Source organism: Candidatus Omnitrophota bacterium, assembly GCA_028699255.1.
Classification (GTDB): domain Bacteria; phylum Omnitrophota; class Gorgyraeia; order 2-01-FULL-45-10; family 2-01-FULL-45-10; genus FEN-1322.
Genome location: JAQVUX010000003.1, coordinates 65,554 through 86,986, shown reverse-complemented (window position 1 = coordinate 86,986; position 21,433 = coordinate 65,554). Strand labels below are relative to the sequence as shown.

23 protein-coding genes are annotated in these 21,433 nt (G+C 45.7%); all 23 read right to left on the bottom strand.

What is annotated here, in order from left to right:
- Positions 1–3: 3 nt before the first annotated feature.
- Positions 4–924 (bottom strand): methionyl-tRNA formyltransferase, encoded by a 921-nt coding sequence (locus PHS46_03365; protein MDD3905554.1) that lies wholly within the window; start codon positions 922–924, stop codon positions 4–6.
- On the bottom strand, positions 921–1,904 hold the full coding sequence (locus PHS46_03360; protein ID MDD3905553.1) for a class I SAM-dependent methyltransferase: 984 nt from the start codon (positions 1,902–1,904) through the stop codon (positions 921–923). The genes PHS46_03365 and PHS46_03360 overlap by 4 nt, the downstream gene beginning before the upstream one ends.
- A gap of 18 nt (positions 1,905–1,922) precedes the next feature.
- On the bottom strand, positions 1,923–2,588 hold the full coding sequence (locus PHS46_03355; GenBank protein ID MDD3905552.1) for a PIG-L family deacetylase: 666 nt from the start codon (positions 2,586–2,588) through the stop codon (positions 1,923–1,925).
- 1 nt (position 2,589) lies between these two features.
- Complete coding sequence (locus tag PHS46_03350) at positions 2,590–3,357, bottom strand: GNAT family N-acetyltransferase (protein MDD3905551.1); 768 nt, start codon at positions 3,355–3,357, stop codon at positions 2,590–2,592.
- Positions 3,335–4,333, bottom strand: a complete 999-nt coding sequence (locus tag PHS46_03345) for a hypothetical protein (GenBank protein MDD3905550.1) — start codon at positions 4,331–4,333, stop codon at positions 3,335–3,337. Before PHS46_03345 ends, PHS46_03350 begins: the two co-directional genes overlap by 23 nt.
- Positions 4,330–5,391 (bottom strand): N-acetylneuraminate synthase family protein, encoded by a 1,062-nt coding sequence (locus PHS46_03340; protein ID MDD3905549.1) that lies wholly within the window; start codon positions 5,389–5,391, stop codon positions 4,330–4,332. The genes PHS46_03345 and PHS46_03340 overlap by 4 nt, the downstream gene beginning before the upstream one ends.
- The gene (locus PHS46_03335; GenBank protein MDD3905548.1) at positions 5,357–6,451 is read right to left on the bottom strand and encodes a class I SAM-dependent methyltransferase; all 1,095 of its coding nucleotides are present in this window, start codon (positions 6,449–6,451) and stop codon (positions 5,357–5,359) included. Before PHS46_03335 ends, PHS46_03340 begins: the two co-directional genes overlap by 35 nt.
- A gap of 3 nt (positions 6,452–6,454) precedes the next feature.
- Positions 6,455–8,119 (bottom strand): asparagine synthase (glutamine-hydrolyzing), encoded by a 1,665-nt coding sequence (gene asnB, locus PHS46_03330; GenBank protein MDD3905547.1) that lies wholly within the window; start codon positions 8,117–8,119, stop codon positions 6,455–6,457.
- Position 8,120: 1 nt separating this feature from the next.
- Positions 8,121–9,428: a UDP binding domain-containing protein gene (locus tag PHS46_03325; GenBank protein MDD3905546.1), complete on the bottom strand. Its 1,308-nt coding sequence runs from the start codon at positions 9,426–9,428 to the stop codon at positions 8,121–8,123.
- Positions 9,421–10,575 carry a DegT/DnrJ/EryC1/StrS family aminotransferase gene (locus tag PHS46_03320; protein ID MDD3905545.1) on the bottom strand — a complete coding sequence of 385 codons (1,155 nt, stop codon included), beginning with the start codon at positions 10,573–10,575 and terminating at the stop codon, positions 9,421–9,423. Before PHS46_03320 ends, PHS46_03325 begins: the two co-directional genes overlap by 8 nt.
- The gene (locus tag PHS46_03315; GenBank protein MDD3905544.1) at positions 10,556–11,416 is read right to left on the bottom strand and encodes a radical SAM protein; all 861 of its coding nucleotides are present in this window, start codon (positions 11,414–11,416) and stop codon (positions 10,556–10,558) included. Before PHS46_03315 ends, PHS46_03320 begins: the two co-directional genes overlap by 20 nt.
- Positions 11,417–11,419: 3 nt before the next feature.
- On the bottom strand, positions 11,420–12,106 hold the full coding sequence (locus PHS46_03310; GenBank protein MDD3905543.1) for a hypothetical protein: 687 nt from the start codon (positions 12,104–12,106) through the stop codon (positions 11,420–11,422).
- A gap of 16 nt (positions 12,107–12,122) precedes the next feature.
- Entirely contained in the window at positions 12,123–12,617 is a 495-nt protein-coding gene (locus PHS46_03305; GenBank protein ID MDD3905542.1) for a hypothetical protein, read from the bottom strand.
- A 75-nt stretch (positions 12,618–12,692) separates the two neighbouring features.
- Complete coding sequence (locus tag PHS46_03300) at positions 12,693–13,793, bottom strand: GNAT family N-acetyltransferase (GenBank protein MDD3905541.1); 1,101 nt, start codon at positions 13,791–13,793, stop codon at positions 12,693–12,695.
- On the bottom strand, positions 13,766–14,572 hold the full coding sequence (locus PHS46_03295; protein MDD3905540.1) for a polysaccharide deacetylase family protein: 807 nt from the start codon (positions 14,570–14,572) through the stop codon (positions 13,766–13,768). Before PHS46_03295 ends, PHS46_03300 begins: the two co-directional genes overlap by 28 nt.
- A gap of 10 nt (positions 14,573–14,582) precedes the next feature.
- Positions 14,583–15,332, bottom strand: coding sequence for an SDR family oxidoreductase (locus PHS46_03290; GenBank protein MDD3905539.1), 750 nt, complete (start codon positions 15,330–15,332; stop codon positions 14,583–14,585).
- A gap of 3 nt (positions 15,333–15,335) precedes the next feature.
- Positions 15,336–15,770: a MaoC family dehydratase gene (locus tag PHS46_03285; GenBank protein MDD3905538.1), complete on the bottom strand. Its 435-nt coding sequence runs from the start codon at positions 15,768–15,770 to the stop codon at positions 15,336–15,338.
- Positions 15,757–15,996, bottom strand: a complete 240-nt coding sequence (locus PHS46_03280) for an acyl carrier protein (protein ID MDD3905537.1) — start codon at positions 15,994–15,996, stop codon at positions 15,757–15,759. Before PHS46_03280 ends, PHS46_03285 begins: the two co-directional genes overlap by 14 nt.
- Positions 15,993–17,777 carry an HAD-IIIC family phosphatase gene (locus tag PHS46_03275; protein MDD3905536.1) on the bottom strand — a complete coding sequence of 595 codons (1,785 nt, stop codon included), beginning with the start codon at positions 17,775–17,777 and terminating at the stop codon, positions 15,993–15,995. Before PHS46_03275 ends, PHS46_03280 begins: the two co-directional genes overlap by 4 nt.
- Positions 17,778–17,785: 8 nt before the next feature.
- Positions 17,786–18,163: a holo-ACP synthase gene (acpS, locus tag PHS46_03270; GenBank protein ID MDD3905535.1), complete on the bottom strand. Its 378-nt coding sequence runs from the start codon at positions 18,161–18,163 to the stop codon at positions 17,786–17,788.
- Entirely contained in the window at positions 18,160–18,894 is a 735-nt protein-coding gene (locus tag PHS46_03265) for a transglutaminase domain-containing protein (protein MDD3905534.1), read from the bottom strand. Before PHS46_03265 ends, acpS begins: the two co-directional genes overlap by 4 nt.
- Positions 18,891–20,693, bottom strand: coding sequence for a hypothetical protein (locus PHS46_03260; protein ID MDD3905533.1), 1,803 nt, complete (start codon positions 20,691–20,693; stop codon positions 18,891–18,893). Before PHS46_03260 ends, PHS46_03265 begins: the two co-directional genes overlap by 4 nt.
- Positions 20,690–21,430 (bottom strand): class I SAM-dependent methyltransferase, encoded by a 741-nt coding sequence (locus PHS46_03255; GenBank protein MDD3905532.1) that lies wholly within the window; start codon positions 21,428–21,430, stop codon positions 20,690–20,692. Before PHS46_03255 ends, PHS46_03260 begins: the two co-directional genes overlap by 4 nt.
- Positions 21,431–21,433: the final 3 nt, after the last annotated feature.

The window sequence follows — 21,433 nt, the reverse complement described above, 5'->3', positions numbered from 1 at the left end:
TATTCACGAAAATTTGCTCCCGACAGAAAGGTCTTGAACTGCTCTGCCATTTTCATATATTACATCCGATATCCATATATCGCCCTTCCCGGTTTTAACGAGGAACGACCGGTTATCACTTCTTCCCGTTACCTTTATTATCTCGCCGGGCCTGCCAGGCCCACACCTCTTCTGTCTCGAGAAACGCGAGCGCCATATGAAATATTTTTTCTCTCCGCTATACGTAAAGGCGCCCGGGTAAGGCCGCGTCAGCGCGCGGATCCAATTATGTATCACAAGCGAATCCTTACTCCAGTCGATTCGGCCATCCTCCGGCCTTCTTTTGGGCCATAAAGGATATCTATTTGATATATTCTTTTTCCGCTTTACCGTTCCGTCTTTTATCTTTGAAAGATACCCGTGCAATAATTCACAGGCGGCGCCGGCCGATTTACCATAGACCGTCCTGCAGGTATCTGTGATCATTATAGGAAAACTCTTCTGCGCGATAATGTCGCCCGCGTCAGGGTCCGGACAGCAGTAAAACATAGTAATCCCGGTTTTTGTCTCCCCTTTTATGATCGCCCAGTTTACCGGCGCACGGCCCCTGTATTTCGGTAAAAGCGACGAGTGAAATCCTACCGTCCCCGACCCTGGAATATCCAATATCTCTTTGCTCACTAAGCTTTGGCACCCGCATATGATAATAAGGTCGGGGTTTATCTTGCGAATTCTTCCAACATTGACCGGATCATTCACGTTCTTTATTTTAAATACTTTGATCCCGGCCTTTTTAGCAAACGGTGAAAAATCCACATAGCCCGACGTCGTGCGCGCATATTTTTTCGCCAAAGTAAATACAGCGGCAACTTTCCACTTATCCCGCACAACCTGCCGGAGGCATTTCAATCCTATCTCAACACTACCGATAAAAACTATCTTCATATGCGCTGTTCTCTCCCTCGTCTGACTATGAATCTCATGTGATTGGCGCATCCCGCCTTGTCTATGACAGCCTGCAACATATCGCAATTGCGGTATAAAAATTCAGACGCCTCGATGTCCTTCGCCTCATCGCGAAGATATGCATAGATATCCGGTATATCCATACCCTTTGTCGCGAAATATATCACTTCCAAATTATTCTCTTCCAGAATAGCCCGCAGGGAAGAAGGCGTAAAATAAAAAAGGTGCTCCGCCGGCATAACAAGATTCGATTTTTCCTTCATATACCGGAATGCCAGCGAATCGAAGTTCGGGGTATATATCATCGCAATACCGCCCGGCTTTAAAAGCTTACGGATATTGCGCACCATGTTCTTCGGGTCCGGTATATGCTCTATCACATCGAATAATGTAATAACATCGAACCCGGAGACATCCGGTTTTTCCGATAGCGGAACATCCCAAACTTTTATATTCAATTTTTCGGACGTGAATTTTGCCAGGCCTTTACCTAATTCCTGTCCTGCGATATCGTATCCCCTCTCTCTTGCCGCCTCAAGGAACCATCCCGTGCCGCATCCGACATCCAATAGCCGCGAAGATCCCGGCTCTGTAGCGGCATACTTCTCGATCAGTCCTAAACGCTCTGCGGCAAATCTCTTCTTCCTGTATTCGACATTGTCAAGATATCCGCTCCGGGCGAGCCCTATATAGCTGTTATCGCTGTAAACATCCGCCGTGTCGATCGGGAACTTATCCGTGTAGCCGCAACCGCACCCGCCGCACCTGACTATATTTACATCGAGCCGGCCAAAGACGATCTGCCTTACTCCGCTTCCGCAGAGCGGGCAACTCGTAACCGAACGCCACCCTTTTCCGCGCGATACATTATCCACGCAGATAGCGTTATCCTGCACCACTTTTTTAAAAAAGCCAGGTGGGCGCATCTCTTTAATATCGATTGGTATGAAATCTTCCATCACGCCATCCAGCATAGGTTAACTTTCTACCCCCCGTATCAACCGGAACGCTTCTGCGTATTCGACCCCGGCCTGTATTCCCCATCGCTTAGCATATACCCGCAAAGCCTCGGGTGATCTTGGATGAGGATACGGCCTGACTTCGCTTTTATAATACGTAAAAGCTTTTATCTTCTTATCTATGGTCTGGTTTATCTCCACGAATACGTTGGGTATAAAAACGCTTTTTTCGTCAACATCGTTATATTCGCTCGACGACGGCACAAAATACGTGAAGAGCCCCTTTATTTTACCGCCGGGTAACGGCCTTGCCGCAACAAGCGTTGCTTCATAAACAACAACATGATCACGATTGAGATCCCCTTTATCATGCGTATAAACCATATCCGGCGCGGTTTCTTTTATTATCCCCTCTATCTCTTTTATCACTTTCGTTATCGGCATAGCGTCGAGAAGCTGATTGGGCAGATTTTTAAAAATGATCCTTGAAACACCCAGCGCCTTTGCGCATTCCGTCGTGTTCGCCTTAAGAACCTTGGCCATGCCTTTCTTGTAGCGCGTAACAGCGCCATCCGTCAGAATCGCCACCGTTACTTCATCACCTTCTTTGATACGCTTTGCTATCGTACCGCCGCAACCCAATACCTCATCATCCGGATGAGCCGCCAATACTAAATGTTTCATATCACCACCTATGTAATATTGTTTTTACGCCTTCCATCCTGGAAAACCCATTCTTCATATAAAAATTCAGCGCCGCTTTGTTGCTAACCTGTGTTTCCGTAAAAATATCCATAGTCTTAAACTTTTTTGCAACATATCCTATCAGCTTCGAGCCTATCCCCGTATTGCGAAAATCGTTCAGAACGGCTACGAACGACAGTACCGCTTTTCGCGGATTTTTATTCTCATTAACAAGAATAACGCCGCCCACCCTGGCGCCTACGGTTACGGCAAATATATGCCTTAGCGGCGTTACTTTATAATTCCTCAGGTAGTTTATCCATAAACGATCCGCCTTATCCGGCGGAATATTCACATCGTTATGGAATCTGGTCTTTGTGAATGATGCCCCCAGCTCTTCATATGGCAAGTTCTTATTATCTTTTAACTCCACAACCCTGATATTGCCAACCTTTTCGTCGACCTTAGCGGACATCTGTCGCAAAGACTGATATTTAAGGATAACTTCCGTATCTATATATTTAAAACCCGCCTTCTGCAAAAAATTCACGATACCTTTACCGCAAGACGAGCAGACCTTTGCCGTGACAAAATAATTTTTTAACGAAGAGGCGGCAGTGTCCGCCATTTTATCGGAGATATCTAAGCATGGTCCGTCCAAATCCAGGATAAAAGATTTTTTACCGAAGAAGTCCGTATCCCATGCCAAATATCTGAAAGAGAGCGTGGCGTCTCCTATTTTTAATCTAATGTCTTTCGAGTATCTCATCCACAGCCTTTCTTATTTCGTCCGTCCTGTATGTCCCCTTCGGTGGAATCCTGTCCGGCTTCTCCAGTTTTTCTAAAAAAACGCTTTCGTTGAAATCCCGGAATCCTAAATAAGTGGCCCACCTCATCTTGTCGAAATACACACATCTTGCCTTCTGATGCTCATACGCCGCGACAAGTAAAGAAGGTGTCCGCGTCGCAATAAGTTCAAATGACGTCAGTCCGCCGGCGCCTACAGCCACATCGCAATTCATGTACTCGGCGAACATGTCGCTCACATTCTGCTTTACCGTATATTCGGCCGGATAATCCGATAGGGCGTCTTCAAGGCTACTCCGGTACCGGTATCCGCTTCCGACAACGACATGCAGTTTTAAATCCACCCTGTTCCTGCACAGGCTGACAATGACTTTTTTGGTAAGATCGAATTCGTCCGCGCCGCCCATGGCAACTAAAAGAGTTTCCGGTTCTTTCCTGTATATTCTTTTATTTATTTCGTTAAAATCAAAGCTCGCAGGTATAACCACATACTGAACACCGAATAATAACTTGGCCAACGGACACTTTTTACCGGCAAGCGCGCTATCGGCGTCAACATCCCAATTTACGGCAATATCCGCCCATTCGGGAACTGCCGCATCGAATATCACGCAAGCCCTGACGGCTTTTTCCGTTATGCCGCTATAATCGGCCAGGCTTCTCTCGGTAATCTCGAGCATAACAGCGTCGATATGATTGGCGGCTATATATTCATTCATCAAGGCCACTTCTTCTCTAATGGAAATATCTTTATCCAGCACCAGGTGGTTCGATAAGCCGTTTTTTTCTATAAGAACCGTAGATGCGTTACTATTTCTTACGATAAAATGCGCCTGCCATCCCGCGCGCTCAAAATACTTTGAAAGATTTATAAGCGACACAAGATCCCCGATGCCAATAGATGGTTTTGCGTCCGCCCTGAAGAGTATCTTCTTCACTTAAGTATCGAGCTCCATGTTATAGGGTCTTCAGGGCTCATGTCCCGCTTTGCGGTAACAACAAAATCTTTAAAAAGACTGACATATTTCGGTTCGAGGCCATGCGCCTTTTTACCCGGGCGCAGTATAGAAATATCCGAACACCTGATCCTGTCGCCTTTTTTAATGCTTCTTTTTGCGAATAACTTCATGAAAGCGAAGTCTCTTAGATATTTTTCATTGCGCCCTACTATCTTCGCGGTGTTGCCGTAAAATGTTTTGTCGATACGGAACCCGCATTTTTTTACCGCATCGGCCGATGCTTTCCTGATGTCCCCAACCATCTGCTTCAGTTCGCGAGGTTCCAGCGCAAAAAAATGATCCGGGCCTTCCATCTTTTTATCCAGCGTAATATGTTTTTCTATTATCTGCGCCCCCACATAGACGGATTGGACCGCGGCTTCGGATATACCGGCGGTATGGTCCGAAAAACCGATCATCAGATCAGGAAACGCCGTTTTTAACGTGCTTATGATCCCGAGATTGCAATCCCTCGGGGCCGTCGGATAACTTATATTACAATGGAGCAATGAAAGCCTGCCGTGGTGTCGTATCACCGCATCGACGGCCTCTTCGACCTCGCCAAGCAGGGCACCTCCCGTAGACAAAATTATCGACATTCGCTTTTTCGCGCAATGTTCTATAAGCGGTATATTCGTCACCGTATAAGAGCTGAGTTTTATCCGTTTCACTCCTTTTTCGGCCAGAATATCCGCATCCTTCATATCAAAGACGGATGAAAGGAAATCTATCTTCCTTTTTTTGCAATATGCTATCAATGGGTCGATCCAGCTATAGGGCAGTTCGAAACCCTTTACCGCGCCGTATATATCGTACGAGTATCCACCCCTTCGGCCCTTCCACTCCAGCTTCCCGGCGCTCTTCGGATAAAGAGATGCCGCCCGGAAAAGTTGAAACTTCGCCGCATCGCATCCCGCATCGGCAGAGGCGTCTATCATCTTAATACAATTCTCGAAACTGCCGTTATGATTTATACCGATTTCCGCTATTATGTACATCCGGCTTCTCCAGTATATAACGATGTTCTCCGTCTCCCCACATCACTGAATCCTCGGCGCTCCTGTGCGCAACTCTGTCCAGGTCGAACATGCCTTTTGATATTATCTTCCGGAATCTAAGGCCCAGCTCCTTAAACATACACTCAAGGTCTTTTCTGGAGGTATGCTCCTCTATGGGCACATGCCACGTATCCGCGAATATAAATCTATTCGATGGCATAAACATTATCTTCAATACTTCATTGGTGTACCCGGAGGGTACCTCTCTGAATATCTCGCGCATCTTCTTACGCGTATCCCAGAAAATACCTCCTTTTGCATAAATATATACAAACCCCTTGTGTCCGGGCTTCAGAACCCTTTTAAATTCCGCCAGACTCTTCCTGATAGAGGTGGAGTGATGCATCGTACCGTTGCAAAAAATAAAATCAAAGTAGTCGCCGGGATAAGGCAGATTATGGAAATTACCTTCGCGAAACTCGATGTTCAACCCCTTACCGCGAGCGATTTTCCTGTATGCCGCAAAAGATTGTTCAAAAAGATCGAGCGCGTAAACTTTCTTCGCGCCAAGAAGCGAGAGCGCGATGGAATACCTGCCGCTACCGCACCCCATATCGAGAACGACCTTACCTTTTATACAGCTCTCGATGATCTTACCCGGTATGCGACTGGAGATCAGTTTCTTGCTTTCTTCAATAATAGCCGTGTGCTCGAATTTTTCCCAAAGGGACGTATACAGGTCCGAGGTCTTCTTCTCCAGACCGGTATCGGGCGAAGCGCCGGCGCCGAATTTTTTAACATCGAAATCGTAAAACTTGATGGCCCTCGAGCTTTTATCCAAAAAATCATTAAGCTCGACTATCTTATTTGCTATGAATTTAACGGGCATCCTGTTATGAAAACCTTCATAAGGTTCATACGGATAAAGGAACCTGTACAGTTCATGACTGGCTATAATCACCAGATATGCTCCGCCGGATCTGTTCAGTTTTTTACAGACCTTCACAAACTTTTCAAGTTCGCTATAATATCTGGCCTTGTCCCTTGCTATCCCACTCATCGGCTAAGCTCCCTTTACCGAAAAAACCTTTTTCCAGTCCTCAAATACCATATTTTTATACGCCGTCCTGTTATATTTTCCGTTCTTATCCCACTCGAACCATTTATTCACCGGCGCCGAGAACCCGCGCTTATCGACCCTGTTCACGATCGCTTCGGGAATAAATTTCTTCGCCACTTCCTTGATAGCCCATTTTGTCACACCGTTGTGTATTTTATATTTCGACGGCATTGAAAAAGCGAACTGGATAAGCCGATGGTCAAGGAAAGGAGACCTGTTCTCCACGCTGAACGCCATGCAGGTCCTGTCATACATCTGGAGGAGCACCTGCATCGTAGTATAAAAATCATTAAGCCCCATCGAATGCATCACATCATTATTTATCTTGTCAAAATAAAACCCTACACTTTTATTCAGATATTTATTTACCTCTTCATCGAACTTATTCTCACACCTGTTTATTAGCTTCGCGTATCTTTCAACGGGACTGCCGTAGTATCTGTCGATCAGGTATGTATATTTTTCCATGGCCTCCAGTTTATGTATCTGCTCGTCGTGATACAGAAGAAAATATCTGTGATACCCCGAAAACATCTCATCCGCGCCGTCACCGGTAAGCACCACCTTTACGTCTTTATGCGCCCTCTCGAGGAGCATCCACAAAGAGAATGTAGTCCATATCGACGGAGTATCGAGGTGATATGCTATTTTATCCCTTGTACGTAGAAAATCTTTCTTGTTCGGCCTTACTATCGTCAGTTTCTTTTTCAACTTTTTTGCCACAAGCTGGGCATACTCAAGCTCATTGAAGTCATCGTAATCATAATGAACCGTATACAGGCGCGCAGGCTTGGCTATACAGGCAACGAGCGCGCTATCCACGCCGCCGCTTACAAAACAACCGTAACCATGAACGCTGTTTCCGGTCCTCAGGAGAACCGCGTCTTCGATAAGATCCGACAGTTTGCTTAAAACGGTCTTTTCGTTATCTTTCATTTCTATCAGGTTATCCCACGCCTTCCAGTAATCGCGCCTGGTTAATTTGCCGCCGCAAATCTCCATGTATTCGCCGGGGCCCAGAGAATATATGTTTTTGAAAAGGGTCTCTTTACCGACCGTAAACTCATATGTCTTGTACGAAATGGCTTCCTTGTTAAATTCGGGCTCGACCAATTCAAGCAGGCACTTCATTTCGCTGGCGAATGCTATAAAATCTTTGCCTTCCGTATAGAAAAGCGGTTTCTCGCCAGCCTTATCACGCACGATAAATACCTTTTTTTTGATATCATCGTATAAAGCGAACGCGTACATCCCGTTATATTCTTTAAAAGACGCCGGTCCGTTCTCGATATAATTATAAAGAACTGTTTCCGCGTCGGAGGCGGTCTTAAAAGCATATTTTTTTACCAAGCGCTTCCGTATATCACCGTGGTTGTAGATTTCGCCGTTATATACTATGGCGTAATTACCGGTCGAATCCTCATATGGGATCGCATGTTTCTCCCGATCAATGATACTAAGCCTGGCCATGCCGAGAGCGACGCCGTCATAAACCTTGACGTCTTTTTGATCCGGACCGCGGTACCGGATGAGATCCAACATCCCGGATACCAGCTTCTCCGAATCAAAACTTCTGTTTTCCGATATAAATCCTGCTATTCCGCACATTTTATAATGCTTTCAGTTTACCGTCACCGATCGCGTGATAAAGCGTAGAATCCGAAAATTTAAATTCTTTAAATATCGGAACATTGTCGATTATTATCGATGCGTTATAAATAGGTGAGCGCTTTATGTCAGCCTGGGTAATACGTTTATATTTGTTATGGCCCGTCATGACAAAAAAGGCGTCGATCTTCGGCATCTTTTTAAGGATATCCGCGTTCCTGCTAAACGGAAGTATCCGGGATAGCGCCGCCTTATCGTAAAAAGGATCGTCTATATAAACCTTTATGCCTAATCTGTTAAAATACTCCGCGAGTACGACTGAGGGCGAAAGCTCGATATTCTTCTGGTTGCCTTTTATGGAAAGGCCCATCAATAAAACGCTCCTGCATCCCATATTTTTTATGATATCGGCATAGGTCAATATCATGCTCATGTTGCTGTCTTCGGCCGTCTTCAAAAGCGAAAGGAAGTTCGGGTTAGCGCTCCCCCCTATTATATTCTGCACCGACGACAACATCTTGTATCCGAGCGCGCCTATACTGAGATGCGATTCATTCAGCTCAACGTCGTTTAAAAGATACTTTGTCATCTCCCTTATATTGGTATCGGGATAGGCGAATGCCAGCTGGTTTATGAACATCGAGGCAATGAACTGGAATCCATTCTTCGCGTTCTCATATATCTCAGCCTCTTTTATGGAAGACAGCGTTTTGTACCTGATGCCCAGGGCATCATAGAGGGCTTTGGCTTTTTCCAGAGATTCTTTGTCGTTTGCCGCCAGGACACGTTTTCTGTTCCGGGACATGAATTCTTCCAGGGTCCAGTCGCTCCTGAAAGCGGAAACAAAACTGCACCTGATCTTATGCGCATGAAGTATGCCGATAAAATTTTTATCGATACTTCCGGGCATCCCGGCCGATTCGAATATTACCAACGCGTCTTTCAGGCGTTTCTTATGTTTTTTAAATATCCCCGCTAATTCTTTAAGCAGGCTGTTGCCTTCCCTGTCCGCAGTGGGAAGCGCAATGATATGTATCTTTGCGTTAAATATCGTGTCGCTATTGGCGATATTTACATTAGACATATCTATGGGCGGTATATGACCGTTCTCCGTCCATGAATAGACCTGCTGTTTACCGGGGTATATATTCTTTTTAAAATTATTTCCGATCGAAGCGTTCGTAGGATCGAATATGTTGACCTTAAACCCTTTCGATAAAAGCCGCATCGCCTTGGTATATCCGAGATACCCTATACCCCAAACAGAAACCGTTTTACTATCCAGTAATTCGTTTTTAAACTTATCCATCCTGCCTCCTCAAAAGATCGTTTAGATTGGTAATGACATAGCCCACGTCGTCTTCATTCATAGAAGGGAACATGGGAATAGATAATATTTCCGAAAATACTTTATTCGCGACGGGAAAATTCTCTCCCGGGAACCGGGATCTGTAAAAACTATGCATGTGCAGAGGAATAAAATGCACACTTGTGCCGATATTGCGTTCTTTCAGCTTATTTATTAATGCATCCCTGCCCGGCACTTTTATCTGAAATATATAATAAATATGGAAATGCTCGTCCGAATCTTTAGTAAACCGGATGGGGGCAATAAGCTTGCGCCTGTAAATACCCGCGATCTCCCTGCGCCTGTCATTCATCGCGTCCAATTTGCGCAACTGCGCCAGGCCTATGGCGCCATGAAGATCGTCGAGATTATACTTGTAGCCCATCTCCTCTATATCATAAAACCAACTGCCGGATTTTTCGTAGCGCTTAAAGGCCTCTTTATTTATTCCAAAATAGCTCAATCTCTTTATCTTGTCGATAAGCGCCTTATCCCTGGAAACGGCCATGCCGCCTTCGCCCATCGCCAGATTTTTCGTCACATAGAAACTGAATACCGTAATATCCGAAAAGTTACCTATCTTTCTGCCGTTGTACCTGGTACCGATCGCGTGAGCGGCATCCTCTATCACTTTCAATTTGTACTTTTTAGCTATCCTGCTTATCTCCGCCATATCGCACGGATATCCGCCCATATGGACCGGGATTATGGCCTTCGTTCTGGCGGTGATAAGCTTCTCCGCCTTTTCCGTATCTATATTCAGTGTGTCTTCGTTTATGTCGCACAGCACTAATTTTGCGCCGACCCAACCAACAACCTGCGCCGTCGCCGCGAATGTCATTGTCGGCACTATTACCTCGTCACCTGCTCCTATACCGAGAGCCAGAAGCGCCAGATGCAACCCTGCCGTGCATGATGAAAGCGCCGCCGTAAATACATCGACGTCTTCCTTAAGATACGCGGACATTTCGCTCTCAAATCTCGCCACGTTCGCGCCCGTCGTCCACCAACCGGACTTTACCACAGCCAAAGCGGCGGATATCTCGTCGTCCGCAACGCACGGCCTTGATAAAGGTAGGAAGTCTTTTCTAAGATTTTTCGATAACATCGCCCGTCCCTTGTTTGCCGATCTCCGCGTACCAACAGTCGCAATCTTTACATACCGCATCGCTGAACTTAAGCTCCCGCTGTTCTTTTCTCAGGCTCGAATACCGTTGGCTGTGCCATATTTCCGAGATCGTATTGGCATTTACATCCCCCATCGGTTCCCCATCCCAGTCGTGGTTGCACCTGCCGGCCCGACCGCTGTCATAGATCAGCAGTTCGTAGAAAGGCATAACGCAGGTTTTCCTTTCCCGCCTGGGATTATTCATAGCGCCGAAAACACCGCCAACTGAATGCTCCTCGTATATGCGGACCCTGTCAACACGCGCGCGCCAGACATCCTTGAATATCGCGACATCCGTTTCTTTCGTTTTTTCTGTTTTGACCATGGAAGCCTGGGTTCTTACCCTTCCTTTATTAAATTGCAAAAATTTCAATATCCTGCTCTCGACGATTTCATAACGCGCCGGGATACGAGTCTTGTCATAATTGCCCGGCGTATCGAGGCTGAAGGAGATAAAATTCAACCCCTTTACTATCGCCTCGAATTTTTCTTCGGTCAGAAGCGTAGCGTTAGTGGCGAGCTGTATCTCTTTGAATTTTCCGGCGATATAATTTATTATGTCGTTAAATCTGGGATGAAGAAGGCTTTCCCCCCTCCTGTGCAGGACTATTATGGTCTCCGGATACGCGCTTGCCTCGTCTATTATCTTTTTGAACAGGGTAAAATCCATATAACCGTTCAGATTATCCAGGTAACGGCGCGGGCAATACGTACACCGCAGGTTGCAACTGCTGGCAAGCTCCAGCTCCAGTCTTTTCGGGAATTTCGGGATATCTGTCATCGCTTACCTGTTTTCTCTTAAAGCGTTAAAAATATCTTCGGATCTGAAGGAATATCCATCCCCTATCGACTTCAGCACTTTATTGCACAGATCCATGTCTTTCTGATGATCGACCGTTACCGATATGGCATTCAGGTCGCGGGGTTTTAATTCCGTTTTTATATACCTGATATTGAAATTATCAGGATTATTCCTGATATTGGATGTTACGTGCTCAAAATCGTTTTTAGAAGTTGCGGAGGTGGCGCTTCTCTTTAAGGCTTCGGTCGCTATTACCTCCGAATCAAGCCCGGCCATGCAATTTTTTTTGTCCGGGGCGGCATAATCAACCCCCTCCTTTTCGACCATATCGAACATCGCGTCGACCAATTCAATATCCACAAATGGCGAATCGCCGCATACACGGCATACCAGATGCGAGGCATAGGCTTCAGCCGCGGATATATACCTGTCCAATACGTTGTCCAGAGAGCCCCTGTAAACACATAATTTTTTAGAAACACAGTATTTAAAAAGTTCGTCGTCGCTTTTATCCGTCGAAGTTATAATGGCGATGATACCGGCTTTTTTGGATATCTCACAACGCCGATATACGAATTCGGCCAACGGGATACCGCCCAGCTTTAGCATCATTTTCCCGGGAAGTCTTTTTGACGACAAACGCGCCTGTATTAAAATAGCCTTGTTCATAATGCATGCCCGCCTATTATAATATCTTCTCCATAAGACTTAATGCCGTTGATGCCAGACTCTTCATATCCTCTATCTTCTTCATCCTCTCCCGGTAAAGCGCCGCTATCTTCCTCTCTTCTTCAGTCAACTCCGCACTGGCCGAATCAACTATCGTGTTGAATTCGCCAACCATCCCGGAGATTTCGCCGATCCGCTTCTGGACAGCCGTCCTGATCTTGTTGGAAAAGACTTTTTTGATATCAGTATCGGCTTCGTAATAATCTTTTCTCGAGCCTTTCACCCAAATATTCTTCACAGCCCCCCATTTTTCAAGTTCCCTTATATTAAGGCTGACATTGCCCTTACTTGCCGAAAGTTTTTCCGAGAGCTCATCGAGCGACATAGGCCTGTCACTCAGATATAGAAGGGCATAAAGTTGAGCGATGAATTTGTTGAATCCGAAGCTATCGCATAGCTTTCCTATACTCTCTATAAATTTATGTTGCGCTGACTCTAATTTTTCATTCATGGCCATCTCCAGTTTTCATTGTTTAAAACGTTTTAAACATAATACTACATCTTTAACTTATTGTCAATATTACGATTAAGATAAATCCATATCTGAATCCCCATTGGTAAGGAACCATGTTCGAGGATCTTTTGCCACAGTTACTAACCCATCCCTTCCATCCATATTATTTAGTGGATACATAAGAAATCTGCTATTGGAAACCGTATTAAAAAACCCATTCTTAATAACCACGGTTTTTACGCCTTCGTTCAGGATATCGCATTTTATAATATCCGCCCTGCCTTTAAAATAACGTGCGGCCGTGGCAATAAGCGCGCTACCCACTCCTTCTTCAGAAGGATCGAAAAATATATCTGAGATGGTTCCAGCTCGTAAACAACCCAGCGGGCCTTTACGCTTGATGCTCTCCTTTAGCACAACATAACCCCTCATAGATCCGCCGCGTGTCGCCGCAAAGATGCGATATCTCCAATATGGCTGATTGACGAACCTCCACTTCACTCTTTCGCTATCTCTTTCGACGGCGCAGGTAAAACGCCCGGAAAGTTCGCGCCACAATTCATTAAAACTCTCGCCTATATCCTTAATCTCATTTATCTCTAGAGCGCTCTTGCAGGCGGTAGTGGTAAAAAACGCGGACAGCGCATTTACATATATATTTCGACCGATATGCCCCATATCGGTAAACCCAAGCGTTTTAAAAAGAGGGTAAGATTCTTCATTGGTTCCGGATACCATCGCTATATCCAGCGACGCCGTTAATTCACCAAGTACATGCTTAACGAGAAAATAGCCTATTCCGGTATTTCTGAATTCCGGAAGCATGATAAGATCCTGAAACCATCCGCCCCTGAAATAGCTATCACCCGTTTTTACCATTACCGGCATGACGCAAGCCTGGCCGGCGATGGCGCCTTTTATCCTGCATATCCATATATACGGCCCTCCGTCGCGCGCATCGGGATTGTCCAGATATTCCCAGCGCCACAACCTGCGGGCCATTCCGGGATCTTTAAAAAGATAACCGTTAAATCTCCCCTTATGCGCCGTAACAAGAAATTTTGTATATTCCTCGTCATCCTTCATGGACAGGCGGCCGAATGAAACATCGGCCGATGCCCTCGCCTGTGCATCTGCGGCCATTTTTAGCGTAATGTCGTTATTCTCTGCCATAATCTGTACCAATCGTATGCGCCGCAAAGCTGTTTAGAAAACTCCCGCGTATCGTCCTGCCATGATATGCGCATCCTTTTAACAAGATACGGATCGTCGCCGGAGGAATTAAGCCCGGCTATGGTTGTCACCGCCGCCTTATAACCGCTATCCCTGACCGCTGTTATGGATCTGTCATCGAACGAACCGTAACATCCGAACGGATAAGCGAATATATCGACGGGGGTTTTGGTTCTGTCTTCCAGGATCTTCTTTGAGTCTCCGATCTCTTTGATAATCTCATCATCGCCAAGCAAAGACAGCTTCCTGTGACTCATAGTATGCGAGCCAAAAGAAAATAGCCCCGTCATGGCGAGTTCGTCGATATCTTTCCAGCCAAGGTACGAATCGTCCTTGCCGATAAAATCGATCGTCAAAAATATCGTCGCTTTAAAGCCGTACTTGCGCAACACCGGAAGTGCGTTAACCAGATTGTCCTTAAAACCGTCATCAAAAGTTATACAGACCTTCCGGGACGGCAAAGACGCGCTTTTACCGACTGCGGAAAACGCCTCCTCGCATGTCAATACTTTATAGCCACTCTCTTTAAGGAAGCGCATCTGGCCGTCAAAAAGCTCTCTCGGGGTAGTCATCTGATAATGATCGGCCGAAACCGGCAAAGCGGTTATCGAATGATAATTCAGCACGCGGAGCCCGTCTTTCTGAGGATTATTTCCAGAGAAAGCTCCGGCAAAAAGCACTATATCTGATATACTTTTTTTGATCGTTCGCCTGTTCACTATATAAACCTCACATCACACTGCCACCGCACACCGGTATATTAACTCCGGTTATATAATCTGAATCGCTGGAGCACAAAAAAGCCGCGACACGAGCTATGTCGACCGGCTCGGCCAGCCTTTTTAGCGGCGTTGTATAGGAAACTATCTCTTTCATCTTCGCCGGTAGTTTTTCTGTCATCGCAGTATTTGTCATGCCCGGCGAGATACAGTTTACCGTAATGCCCGACGAGCCGAGCTCCACGGCAAGCGCGCGGGAAAACCCCAGAAGCGCGTATTTGGCCGATATGTAATCGGCGAATTTTGACGGCGGCACACCCACGGTAACGGAAGAAAGTATATTTATGATTTTGCCGCGGCCGCGGGCGGACATGAATGGGACTACGCGCTTCACCATATTTAAAGCCCCCCGGAGCGTCACCTCATAATGTTTCTGGAACGACTTCCATTTTATATCCGAAAGCGGCGTGTACTCTATAGGCGCGCTGGCATTATTTATCAGCACATCTATCTTCCCGAATTTTTTCACGATCAGGTCAATCAATTTACCGGCCTCGTCTTCCCGTGAAACATCGGCTTTTACAACCACCGCGCGCCCTTTACCGGCTTTCTTTATGGCCGCCGCCGTACTTTCAGCGCCGGAGCGGTCTTTGTTATAATTTATTACGACGGACGCGCCGCGGCCTGCCGCAAGACGCGCCGTTTCGGAACCTATCCCCCTGCTGGAACCTGTAATTAAAATTACTTTTCCGCTCAGCATCTTTCACCTCATAACTTTTATATTCGAAACACCTTCTATAAGAACCTTGCCGCTCTTAGATTTTACGGCATGTTCCATAACGATTATTTTCAGAGCGTCGACTTTTCGTATAACTTTGCCGGTTGCCTTGACAATACGGCCCGGCCTCACAGGGCTTAAATACCTTATCTCCTGCTGTAATATAACGGCGTTTCTGCCGGGGCAGAGCATTCCTATCAGAGTCGAGAAAAACGAGGCCGCGAGCATGCCATGGACGATCGTCCCTCCGAACATCGTGGAGCCGGCGTATTTCTCGTCCAGATGCAGAGGATTGAAATCACCGGAAAGCGCGGCGAAGTTTTCCACATCCATTTGTGATATACTCCTGCTGAACGAATATCTACTGCCGATCTTTATATCCTTATATTCCAGCCCGGCGCTCGTTTTATGCTTCTTCAATCTTCACCCCGTATTTTTTTAAAGCCTTCTTTATGTCTCCCACATTCCTGACGGATATAACATCGTCCATGCTAAACTTAACCTTATAACTATTTTCCAGCTCGGTAACCAGTAAGAGGCCATGGAAGGAATCCCACTTTTTCACATTCTTGGGAGAGGTATTATCATTTATCTTGTTGGGGCTCACGCCCAGAACTTCGGATAATATTTTTTTCAGTGTTTTCATTTTGTAACCACCTTTATGTGCCCCGGTCTTTTAAATCCCCGCTTCACCATAAAGCGCCAAGTTTCGCCGTTGCCGGGCATTTTTACCCGCGCGAAACCGGATGATTTTAGGAATTTTTGTACCATGGAATTTTTCGCCGTCGGAATATATCTGCATATGATATGATTAAGATCCGACTTGCGGGCCGTCTCCACGAGAAAAGCCAGCACGGATTCTTCGACACCTTTGCCGAGCACTCTGCAACTCAGCAAAAGATCCTCGACCATGATAGCATCCTTTGACGCTTTAAAAGAAACCATCCCTGATATACCGCTATCCCCGAACCTGTCCTTTACGCTGATCGAATAGATCTCGGCGGCCTTATCGCTTGTCAGAGAGCGGACATCCGTATCCGAAAAGCGCCGTGTGGTAAAATTGAACTGATTGGTTCTCTGCGTAAGTTGCGATATCCTCGGAATAGAGAACGACCCGGAGCGTTCGATCCTGACCTCTATATTGAGATGAGCGAGAAAATCTCCTATATCGCCGAAAGATTTAAACGAGTCTTTCCGTTTTTTCTCCTCGGCATACATAGCGCCCCGCTTCATGTCTTCTTCGGTAATATGGAGAGTATCGAGATCTTTACATTCCCTGATCGTCCGCACATACAATGCGGCGTCGGGCGGCATCTCCAGCGTAAGCACTTCCGGCGCCATCTCCCTGACGAGCTGGCGATTTGCCTTATCGTCGTCTATATATATAATACTGTCGAGGCCGATATTTATCTCTTTAGCTATATCCACCAGGTTTCGCACTTTGTTTTCCCAGTTGATCCGTATCGCGGCAAAATGTTTTTCCCGTAGTATCATGTGAGGATGTTTTCTGATGACCGCGAGCGAGTCCTTTTCGTTGTTATTGCTGTTTATGGCAAGGATGATGCCCCGCTCGAAAAGGTTTAGGATATATTTCTGGAACTCAACGAACGCGTTGCCGGGCGCGGTCGGGCCGAGTCTTAAACTTGCAAAATCATCCTCGCCTACGATACCACCCCACAGCGTATTGTCGAGGTCGAGGACTATGCATTTTCGCATTTTAGCCTTAATGGCTTTCACGTATCGCATATATTCATCACAAAGAGCGGGTACATAGCTCTGACTTATCTTCATATCCGCTATATACCGCATCTTATCATCGGAGCACTCCATCTTTCCGGATTTGCTTAAAAAGGCATCATAATCAAATATATGCAACTGAGGGTTCATCCTTGAGGCCTCTTCCAACGCCCTGTTAAGAGCACGGATCATTTCGAAGAAACCGAATTTTTGCTTGGGCTCCAGTATCCCCATCGGAGAATAGGTCGGTACACTGAAATTATTGATGAGAAGTACCCCGTCGCAGTCTTTGGCGAAAGCTTTTGCCAGAGATAACAACTCCTTCCGCTTGGCTTCGACCAGAGATTTGCGGCCGCGTTCGGATAACCTGTAAGGAAAATAATAATTCTCCCCCAGAAGATCGATTATATCGATCATCATTATCGTCAGGTGCGGTTTGAATTTATACAATCCGCTCCCTTTATCAAGGATCTCCTGATTATACTGCGCATATTCCCCGACATAAGATTTCATAACGAGCCCTGCCTGACTGCATTTTACATTCAGCGCTTCTTTGACGCCTTTTAATGTGGAACTTCCCAATATGGCAACCCTTACTACCTTAGGATCCGGCGAAAAAACTGGGAATACCCTGTTCTTCCTATCGACCTTCCTGTCTTCCGAGTGATAATAAGCTACCGCGTTCTCCATAATTACCCCTATCGCGCTATCCTGGTTATGACCGAAAATGCTACGGCCTTGGTTTGCGAGTGTGAAAGGCTGATAAAAAACGAAAACTTTTTATTAATACCGTTTTTAGCAATGTTCACAACCGGCTCTCCGCTGTTTTTCCTGTTAAGTATTTCTATATCGCTAAATCCTGTATTTTTACGCGCTGAGCCCAAGGCTTTCAAAACGGCTTCTTTGGCGGCAAACCGTACCGCGAGATGAGGCCCGGGCTCGGAAAACGCATTACAATAACTAAGCTCGTTCTTTGTATATACGCGCCGGGCAAACCTCGAGTTACTTTTAATGGTTTTGAACCTGCGAACCTCCTCTATATCAACACCTATGCCGTGTATTGCCGAAGATATCATGCGGCCTTACCCTTCTCCAACCCTATCGCTTTCTTAATCTCGAATAATATCCTGTTCATTGGCATCTGTTTGGCGGGACGAAGAGTCTTTCCTTCCTCCACCGGCTTTAAACTATAGTAAAAATTCCTATACGGCACTCCTCCCCATGTCATATCGCCACCGATAGCCTTATCGATTATAGATCTGTCCCTTATTATATCTTCGATGGTAGCGATCCTGCCGTCGTTGGTCTTAAAATACTTATAGTAATAGGCATCGAAGGCGTGCCATGAATTGTTAAATTTGACAAACGCTATCGGATATCGCGCCTCTTTCTTATCGTTATATGTATCTTCATAAAATGCCGGTAAACCGCTGTATGCGCATAACGTGGTAAAAACATCCTGGAACTGATCGGCCACCCCATACCCGCGTATGATTATATTGAGCACGTGGTCATCGACTACGGGCCACTCCGAAGGTGTTTTTCTTATATTATCGTGCGTCCATTTCAGTATCGCCAGCGTCTTATCTTCGTCGGAACGGCAACCCGCCGTAACCTCTTTGGCAATCCTCGCGTATTCATAATGGCGCGATAAAAACTCTATCCACTTTACATAGAGCGGCATCGTTATAGTCCTTAATCGGCCGTCAACGCCCTGCGTTATCGAAACGTTGATATTGGCCAAGACTATGACAGCCGCCAAAAGGATCGCCAGTACTAATAATGAAAACTTTTTGCTCTTATTCATGACAGATTCTCTTTGGCTTTTTTATAAAACACCGTTATCCCGTATGCCATGAACAACATTATTACCGGGAGGACAACGCCTCTATATCTGGCATTCAGTACCCATACAAAACTGTATTGGAACGCTATCAGGGCAACGAATGATACAAGCGCAGTCTTGGCCGGTATATTTTCTTTTTTAAGAAACGCTGAGAATAACCCGAATATCGTGAATAACAGTCCGTAAAACTGCACGAACAGCGGGAATCCGAATACATATCCGCTTCCCGGATTTACAAGATAGAATGGATCGAAGGTGCCGAAATTAGGTTTGAAGAAAAATATTATAAACCGCTTTAAAAAACCGAACGTCATTAATCGCGCCACTTCGGCCGGATGGCCGAAAAACACCGCTATCGAACCTCTCATATCCTTGAATGGATTGAAACCCATACTGTCCAGCGTCTTATTTTCATCAATGCATTGCCCATCGGAAATACCTCCTGAAAACGCTCCTTGCAAACCGGTGGACGGCACGACATAAAATACGCCGTAGTTTCGATAGGTAATAAACCCCTGCACCGATATGAGAATAAGGAATCCTGCGAATAAAAACACGATCACCCTGAACGCCTTTTTCAATTTCATGCCGTTTTTTACAAAAATGCATATCAATGCCGCCAGCACGAACGGGAACAATAGTAGTTCAGGCCTTATTATCTGCGCGAGGCCGAAAAGACAACCTGCAAGAAAAGCCTCCTTCGTAGATATATTATAGATACGACTAAAGAGGCGCACCATATACCATATCGCGCATAAAACCACCGGTATGTATATCGCCTCCATCCCTATAACAACGGAAAGGAATATAAGGTTCATATCGATTGCCACAAAGGCGGCGGCTATGGACGGAGCCGATCTATTACCAAATATCGCCCTCCCGATACGATAGGTGATGATGGGTACCATGGCCCCCAAAAGCGACTGTATGAGCACTATCGCCTTAAAGTTGTGCACGCCAAAGATTTTGTAGGCGGCACCCAGAAAGTACCAGTAACCGAATCCGCTGACGTACAGGGCATCTTCTTTCGGAATGATGTTCCCTCCAGCCAATATGGTCGCAAATCTATCGTAGGAGACACCGTCATCGCTGGCGATTATGAAATTGGCGCCGGTTATTCCCAGGAGCCGCATGCCCCAGAAATATCTGATCGCTATCGCGGCTATTAACAGGGCAATTAAAAATATTCTTTCGTCTTTTAAAAATCCCGGTGCGCGGCGCCATATCTCTTTTACGAAAAACCGGGACCGGTTCAATAAAACCCCTAAAACAAAAAAGATTATAAAAGTAAACGCATAAAACCAAAGGGCATTTACCAGGAGCATCGACTCGACGACGACAAACGAAAAAACGGCAGGCAGGCAAAATACCGGTTTCAGCCGCCACGATAACGAAACCCCTGCGATTAAAGAGAAGGCGGCCGTCACTACCGTATAATAGAATATGCCGTAGAGCCCGAAGATACCCCTATTCCCGCCGAATGGGTCATTCTTCATCATCCCCAGCTTCATATCGGTCAAAAGATAAAATAACGATATATACACAGCGGCCGCGATCGCGGCATATGCTATATTTTTTATCTTTTTATTCATCAGCCGTGCATACAAAAAAATGAACATGACCGTTACTATAATATAAGGTAAAGGCACGTTGAATATAACACCAGCGCTAAATATATTCTTTATATAAAATATCCCATCGAAAACCGCTAAGTATGTTACAGCTGTAATGACGAATGCCGCTAAAAGCATCTTCTTCATATTGTGTCGACCTTATTTTTAATATTTTTCCTGGCTACCGAGATCAGAAAAGACCCTATCCGGCGGATAAGCGGATTTACTATGGATAGTTCTTCAAAAAAATTGTATACTGGTAAAAGCGCCGATGGGCCGTTCACATATCTATAAGTTATACCACCTATCGCGAACACATCGGACGCAAACCCAGCCTTCATGAACGCCACCCGCAAATCTTTGCGCGATAAAAGACGTTCGTTGGAAGTTATCCCCTTTGAAGAAAAAAACGGCGATTTTCTGTTCCTATATAACCACATGAAAGGATTGTCATTATTGGGATCGTAAGCAAAACATCTACCATCTTTTTTTAAAACCCTGTACGCCTCCTTCAAAACCGGTGACATATCAATAAAATGGTGTAGGACTCCGCTGAATACAGCAATATCAAATGTCTCTGCGGGGTAGGGCAGGTGCTCGATATCCAGAACGGCGTATTTTATGTTGGGATTTGCTTTTTTCGCCTTATCTATAAGCACCGATGAAATATCGACTCCCACAATATTCACGTTCGGATAGCGCTTCGCCAATCTCGCCGTAAAAGCGCCGCTACCGCATCCGAGATCAATTATTCTATCGCCCTCAGTAGGATGTGTCACCCTACTGAATGAATCTAGTATCCTGCTATACGCTTTTTCGGTCAATACATCATAATCATCTCCAAAATTATTGAAAAATTTCGCTTCTTCTATTTTATTCTGCATATG